We start from the raw sequence: 7139 nt of genomic DNA on the forward strand, positions 1-7139 counted from the left end.
GGTGGCCCGGTGGCCCGGTGGTCCGGTGGTCCGGCTGCCTGGTGGTCCGGTGGCCAGCAGCCGGTGGTCCGGCGGCTTGCCAGCTCGGTGGTCCGGCAGGTCGGCTGCCTGCCAGCTCGGTGGCCCGCCAGCCCGCCAGCCCGCCAGCCCGCCAGCCCGCCAGCTCGGTGGCTGGGTGCCCGGGTGGCCCGGCAGCCGGGTGGCCGGGTGACCCGGCAGTCCGGTGGCTCCTCAGCTCCTCAGTTCTTCCGTCATTGCCGCGCGCAGGCGCAGGGTGCCGACGAGGCGTTGGAATGCCTCCGCCCAGTAGCCTCCCGCGCCCGGTGACGCGTCCTCCCCTTCGTCGGGTGTCGCCAGCAGGCCGTCGAGGCGGCCGGCCTCGGCGGGGTCCAGACAGCGTTCCGCGAGCCCCATCACTCCGCTGAAACTCCATGGGTAACTCCCCGCGTCCCGCGCGATGTTGAGTGCGTCGACCACGGCGCGCCCCAGCGGCGGAGCCCACGGCACCGCGCATACCCCGAGCAGTTGGAAGGCCTCGGACAGCCCGTGCGTCGCGATGAACCCCGCCACCCACACGGCCCGTTCGGCTGAGTCCAGCGTGGCGAGCAGTTTCGCCCGCTCCGCCAGGGACACCGCCCCGGGTCCGCCCGCCTCGGGTGTCGAGGGCGCGCCGAGGAGCGCGCGGGACCAGTCGGCGTTCCGCTGCCGTACGGCCGCCCGGCACCACGCGGCATGCAGCTCGCCCTGCCAGTCGTCGGCCACCGGCAGTGCCACGATCTCCTCGGGCGTACGTCCGCCGAGCCGCCCCGGCCATGATCCGAGCGGGGCCGCCTCCACCAACTGGCCCAGCCACCAGGACCGTTCACCGCGACCCGCCGGGGCCTTGGCCACGACACCGTCACGCTCCATGCCCGCGTCGCACTCGTGCGGTGCCTCGACGGCGAGCACGGGCTCATCCCTCGTACTGTCCGTGCCGCCCTCGCCATCCGTGGCGTCCGCGCTGATCGTGTGGTCGAGCGCCACGCAGGCTCCCGCGCGGACCGCCATCCGTGCGGCGAGTGCCGAGTCGGGCAGCGCGGACAGCAACTCGGCCGCTGTCGCCCTGACGTTGCGGCTGCGGTCGGCCAACGCCCGCTCCAGGAAGGGCTCGTCCTCGGAGCGCAGTCCGGTGCGGAGCGAGTCGAGGAACATCAGCCGGTCCTCGGCACGCTCCGTCGGCCAGGTCGTCTCCAGCAGATCCCGGGCGGCGGCCGGCTCCCGCGCGCGTATCGCCGCGAGGAGGGAGACGCGTTCGGCGAACAGGCCCTCCTGCCACAGCCGCTGGATCCGCTCCGCCTCCTCGGGGCCGGGAAGGGACGTGCTCCCGCCCGGCGTCGAGCGCAGGGCGAACCGCCAGTCCGGGTTCAGCCGGGCGAGCCACAGCGCGCGCGGGCCCGCGAACGCCAGCGCCGCCGGACGCAGATCCGTACGCCCCCTGGCCGCGTCGAGCAGTGCGGGAAGTGCCTGGGGAGGGGCCGCGAAACCATGCGTGTTCGCCGCCGCGAGCCACTGGGGCAGCAGTTCCATCAGATCCGGCGCGGTGCCCCGGCGACCGCTGCCTCCTGGGGCGCCGGGCCGGTCGGCCAGCAGGAGCGACAGCCTTCGGGCCGCAGCGCGGGGCAGCGGCGGGCGCGGATCCGGCGCGGCGGGCTCCGGCCGCGCCGCCGCCCGGGCCGGCCGCAGCCCTGCCCGGCGCCTTACGGTCGCCACGGCCGCCGCGTCGAGCAGGGCGACCGGTGCCTCCCCGCCCGGCGGGCAGCCCGGGGGCGTACGCCGCTCGGTCCCGAGCAGTGCCGCGGTGACCAGTTCCTCCCAGTCGTCCGCCACGGGCGGGCTCATCGGGGCCGAGGTCCTGCTGCCGTTCATGAGATTCCCCTTCGTCTGCGTCGGGAGCCGAGGTGTCGTTGGCCGACGTGCCGTGAGCCCGTGAGCCCGCCGGCCCTTGAGCTCGTGAGTCCACGAGCCGTGGTGCGGAGTCGCCTCAGCACAGCGGGACCGCTTGTCCCGTCGCCCCCTCCGGCCAGGCCGTCAGAGGGGTGAAACCCCGGTGACCGCATTCGCCGAAGACCGTGACGGGGGCGCCGCCCGAGAGGGCGACAAGGCGCCACAGGCCTGGGTGAGCGACTGCGGACGGGGCCAGGGGCAGCGCCAAGTCGCTTTCGCCGGCCGCCAGTTGCCAGGAGCCGCCGTCCGGGACGGGTATGACCCGGTCCAGCGTCACCGGGAAGGAATCCAGCCAGGGGTCGTCCCGGAGCGCCTCCCCGTAGAGCTCCGTCGCCCGGGTGGCCGTCGTCCCCGGCGGCCGTGTCTCCGTCGGCGCCGGCGGTGTGAACCGCTCGCCCAGGACCGCCCGCAACTGCCCGGCGCCGGGATACGCGGACACCTCCGCGTCGAACGCCAGGCCGACCGGCAGTGTCAGTTCGGGGGCGCGGCCGGCCGCCCCGTAGGAGAGGAGCAGGGCGGTGCGGCCCGATTCGGCGCCGTGCAGCCAGATCCTGCGGGTCGTCAGACGGGCGTCCGCCGTCTCGTACTGGGCGAGGACCAGCCAGTGGTCGCGCACCGGCGGGCCGTCCGCCGGGCCCGGCAGACCGACCCGTGACCGCACCGTCGCCGCCAGACCGTCCGGCAGCTCGTCCCGGCGCAGCCAGCCCCGGTCGAGAAGGTGGAGCAGCGCGCACTCCTCCAGCAACCGCACCGGCCACCCCGGACCGGACGCCGGTATCGCGCCCAACTCCCTTACCCGCGCCGCCAGTCCGGGTGCCTGGGCGTCGACCATGCGAGCCGCCGTCTCCTCCCACAGCCCGTACCCCGCCTGCTCCGCCGAGGCCAGGCCGCCGCGCAGCAGGTCGGCCAGCCGCTGCTCCAACTCCGTCGCCCCCGCCGTGACCCGCTCGGCCCGGCGCTCCGCTCTGCGCCGCGCCGCCTCCGGATCAGCGGACCCGGCCGGGGAACCGGCCGCGCCCGCCGCCCGTTTCTCCTCCGAGCGCTTCCGCCGCCCCGCCAGCCACTCCTCCGCCCAGCCCGGCGCCTCTCCCTGCGGCACCGCGCCGTCCTCGCCCGCCCAGAGCAGCAAGAGCCCGAGCGCGTGCTTGCACGGGAACTTGCGGCTCGGACAACTGCACTTGTACGCGGGCCCGGTGGCGTCCGCGATGTCGACAACCGTCTGGTACGGCTTGCTGCCGCTGCCCTTGCACAGTCCCCACACCGTCCCCTCGCCGGAACTGCCGGCCTCCGACCACGGCCCGGCCGCGCCGAGTTTGCTTCCCGCTTTGCGTGACGAGACGTCAGGCGCCAGTGCCAGCACCTGATCCGCCGTCCAGCGCACCCCCTGCTGAGTCATGACACCGAAGGTAGATCCCGGCACTGACAATCGGTCCGAGCGGCGATCGGCGCTCGGCTCCGAAAACGGCATTTTCGCAGGTCATGACGCATTGTCAGTGGCGTGGTGCAGTGTGGTCACCAGATCCGAACGGGCCAAGACCGGCCGAGCTGGAGGGGGACCGAGCCATGCCTGTTTCCACTGAACCGACATCCGTCGACCCGCGTCACGAGCAGTCCGCGCACGCGAACGGCACGGAGGAACTGCGCCCGCACGCCGAGGACGCCTTCGCCGCCGAACTGGCGGCGCTGGCCGCGCAGGACGACCGCCCGCGCCCGGCCCGCTGGAAACTGTCGCCGTGGGCCGTGGCGACCTATCTGCAAGGTGGCACCCTGCCCGACGGCACGGTGATCACACCGAAGTACGTGGGCCCGCGCCGTATCGTCGAGGTCGCCGTCACGACCCTCGCCACCGACCGCGCCCTGCTGCTGCTCGGCGTGCCCGGTACGGCGAAGACCTGGGTGTCCGAGCACCTGGCGGCGGCGGTCAGCGGCGACTCGACGCTGCTGGTCCAGGGCACGGCCGGCACGCCTGAGGAGGCGATCCGGTACGGCTGGAACTACGCGCGGCTGCTCGCGCACGGACCGAGCCGCGAGGCCCTCGTGCCCAGCCCCGTCATGCGGGCGATGGCGGAGGGGATGACGGCCCGCGTCGAGGAGCTGACCCGCATCCCGGCCGACGTACAGGACACGCTGATCACGATCCTGTCGGAGAAGAACCTGCCGATACCGGAGTTGGGGCAGGAGGTGCAGGCGGTACGCGGGTTCAACCTGATCGCCACGGCCAACGACCGCGACCGCGGGGTCAACGAACTGTCCAGCGCCCTGCGCCGCCGCTTCAACACGGTGGTGCTGCCGCTGCCGGAGAGCGCGGATGCCGAGGTCGACATCGTCTCGCGCCGGGTCGACCAGATCGGCCGCTCGCTCGACCTGCCCGCCGTGCCGGACGGGGTCGACGAGATCCGCCGGGTCGTGACCGTCTTCCGTGAACTCCGTGACGGGGTCACGTCGGACGGCCGGACGAAGCTGAAGTCGCCCAGCGGCACGCTGTCCACCGCCGAGGCGATCTCGGTCGTCACCAACGGGCTGGCCCTGGCCGCCCACTTCGGCGACGGCGTCCTGCGGGCCTCCGACGTGGCCGCGGGCATCCTCGGCGCCGTCGTCCGCGATCCGGCGGCCGACCGGGTCGTCTGGCAGGAGTACCTGGAGGCGGTGGTCCGCGAACGCGACGGCTGGAAGGACTTCTACCGGGCGTGCCGGGAGGCGAGCGCGTGAGCCGGAATACGGGTGCGGGTGTGGGTGCGGGTGCGGACAGGTGGGGGAGCGGGTTCGGCGTGTCGGTGGGAGGAGATTCGATGTTCGTGCAGGTCGGTGCGGTGACGGTGGCTGTTGGTGATGACGGTGACTCCACGTGGCGCAGGAGGGGGCGGCGTGACGGACGTTGAGGGGCGTACGGGGCCGCTGCTGCTCGGGGTGCGGCATCACGGGCCCGGGTCGGCGCGGGCGGTGCGGGCCGCGTTGGCCGCTGCGCGGCCGGCGGTCGTACTGATCGAAGGGCCGCCCGAGGCCGACGCCCTGGTCCAACTCGCCGACGACGAGGACATGCGACCGCCGGTCGCCCTCCTGGCCCACGCCGTGGACGAACCCGGCCGCTCGGCGTTCTGGCCGCTGGCCGAGTTCTCCCCGGAGTGGGTGGCGATCCGCTGGGCCCTCGAACACGGGGTCCCGGCCCGCTTCATCGACCTTCCCGCCACGCACACGCTGGCGTGGGAGAACCAGGGCGAGGGGGAAGGGGAAGGGGAAGGGGACAGAGGTGGCGGTCCGGCGTCCGCCACCGACCTGGAGGCCGCCTCGGAGTCCGATCCGGAGGCCGACCCGGAGTCCGGTCCGGGCGCCGATCCGGGCGCCGATCCGCGGGTCGATCCGCTCGCCGTGCTCGCGCGAGCCGGCGGCTATGACGATCCGGAGCGCTGGTGGGAGGACGTCGTCGAGCACCGGGGGAGGGGGGAGCGGGACGCGTTCGCTCCCTTCGAGGTGCTCGAAGAGGCCATGGGCGCGCTGCGCGAGGTGTACGGGAGCGGGGGCCACGACCGGGATCCGGTGCGCGAGGCGTACATGCGGCTCCAAGTGCGGTCGGCGCAGCGGGAGTTCGGGGACGCGGCGGTGGCGGTGGTGTGCGGTGCCTGGCATGTGCCCGCGCTGCGGCGGAAGACAGCCGTCGCCGCCGACAGGGCCCTGCTGAAGGGGCTGCCCAAGGTCAAGGTGGACGTGACCTGGGTGCCGTGGACGCATCGCAGGCTCGCGCGGGCCAGCGGGTACGGGGCGGGCATCGACTCGCCCGGCTGGTACGGGCACCTGTTCGGCGCGCGGGACCGGCCGGTCGAGCGCTGGATGACCAAGGTGGCGGGGCTGCTGCGCGACGAGGACAGGATGGTCTCCTCGGCGCACGTCATCGAGGCGGTGCGGCTGGCGGAGACGCTCGCCGCGATGCGGGGCCGCCCGCTGGCGGGGCTGACCGAGACGACCGACGCCGTGCGGGCGGTGATGTGCGAGGGCTCGGACGTGCCGCTGGCCCTTGTGCGGGACCGGCTTGTCGTCGGAGACGTACTCGGCGAGGTACCGGAGTCGGCGCCCGCTGTGCCGTTGCAGCGCGACCTGACACGGCTTCAGCGTCGGCTGCGGCTCAAACCGGAGGCGCTGGAAAGGGAGTTGGAGCTCGACCTGCGCGGGGAGACCGACGCCGGACGCAGTCGGCTGCTGCACCGCCTGCGGCTGCTCGGGATCGGCTGGGGCGAGCCCGCCGTGTCGCGTGGCAGCACCGGTACCTTCCGGGAGACATGGCGGCTACGGTGGGAGCCGGAGCTTGCGGTACGGGTCGCCGAGGCCGGTGTGTGGGGGACGACCGTGCACTCGGCGGCGACCGCCAGGGCGGAGGCCGACGCGGTCGGCGCGGGCTCGCTTGCCGATGTGACCGCGCTCGCCGAACGCTGTCTGCTCGCCGAGCTGGCCGACGCGCTGCCCGTCGTGATGCGCGTCCTCGCCGACCGCGCGGCCCTGGACGCCGACGTGGGCCACCTGGCGCAGGCACTGCCGGCACTGGTCAGGTCCCTGCGCTACGGCGATGTGCGCGGTACGGACACCCGGGTACTGGCGGAGGTCGCGACGGGCCTCGCCGAACGCGTCTTCGTCGGCCTGCCCCCGGCCTGCGCCGCACTCGATACGGAGGCCGCCGAAGAGATGCGGCGCCATGTGGACGCGGTCCACGGAGCGGTGGGGCTGCTGGACGAGGCGACGGGCCCGAAAGCGGCTCCAGCCCCGGCGAAGGCTCCGGCCCCGACCCCGGCGAAGGCTCCCGCTCCGGCCCCGGTGAACGCCCCGGCGCACACCACTGCCACGGTGACGCCTCCCGGCGGTGTCCCCGCAGGTGCCGTCGCGGGGACAGCGGAGACACCANNGACGTCACGGTGAGCTCCGGCGGCGCTGGCACTCCGTGCTGCGGGTGCTGTCCGGGCGGGACAGCGTGGCCGGGGTCATACGCGGGCGGGCCGTGCGGCTGCTGCTGGACGACGGGGAACTGGCGCAGGACGAGGCGGCCGTGCTCATGGGGCTCGTGCTGTCGCCGGGGACGGCGCCGGGGGACGCGGCGGCGTGGATCGAGGGGGTTCGTCGGGGGCGGCTCCGGGGGCGGAATGCTGCTGGTGCACGACGAACGGCTGCTCGGG

General features: G+C 74.4%; 4 protein-coding genes and 1 pseudogene. 3 read left to right on the forward strand and 2 right to left on the reverse strand.

Annotation, left to right across the window (positions count from 1 at the left end; genetic code table 11):
* Positions 1-231: 231 nt before the first annotated feature.
* Complete coding sequence (locus tag AOK08_RS38790; RefSeq protein WP_055534865.1) at positions 232-1905, reverse strand: DUF5691 domain-containing protein; 1674 nt, start codon at positions 1903-1905, stop codon at positions 232-234.
* A gap of 115 nt (positions 1906-2020) precedes the next feature.
* Positions 2021-3379 carry an SWIM zinc finger family protein gene (locus AOK08_RS38795; protein ID WP_055534867.1) on the reverse strand — a complete coding sequence of 453 codons (1359 nt, stop codon included), beginning with the start codon at positions 3377-3379 and terminating at the stop codon, positions 2021-2023.
* Between the two features lie 167 nt (positions 3380-3546).
* On the opposite strand from AOK08_RS38795, the gene AOK08_RS38800 reads away from it, so the two are divergent.
* The 3 genes and pseudogenes from AOK08_RS38800 to AOK08_RS48130 all read left to right on the forward strand — a co-directional run.
* The gene (locus AOK08_RS38800; RefSeq protein ID WP_055534868.1) at positions 3547-4692 is read left to right on the forward strand and encodes an ATP-binding protein; all 1146 of its coding nucleotides are present in this window, start codon (positions 3547-3549) and stop codon (positions 4690-4692) included.
* 120 nt (positions 4693-4812) lie between these two features.
* On the forward strand, positions 4813-6870 hold a 2058-nt coding region (locus AOK08_RS38805), incomplete at its 3' end, for a DUF5682 family protein (protein ID WP_241827291.1).
* 2 nt (positions 6871-6872) lie between these two features.
* A pseudogene (locus AOK08_RS48130) lies at positions 6873-7139 on the forward strand (DUF5682 family protein); the annotation flags it as partial.

The organism is Streptomyces graminilatus (assembly GCF_001418565.1).
Taxonomy (GTDB): Bacteria; Actinomycetota; Actinomycetes; order Streptomycetales; family Streptomycetaceae; genus Streptomyces; species Streptomyces graminilatus.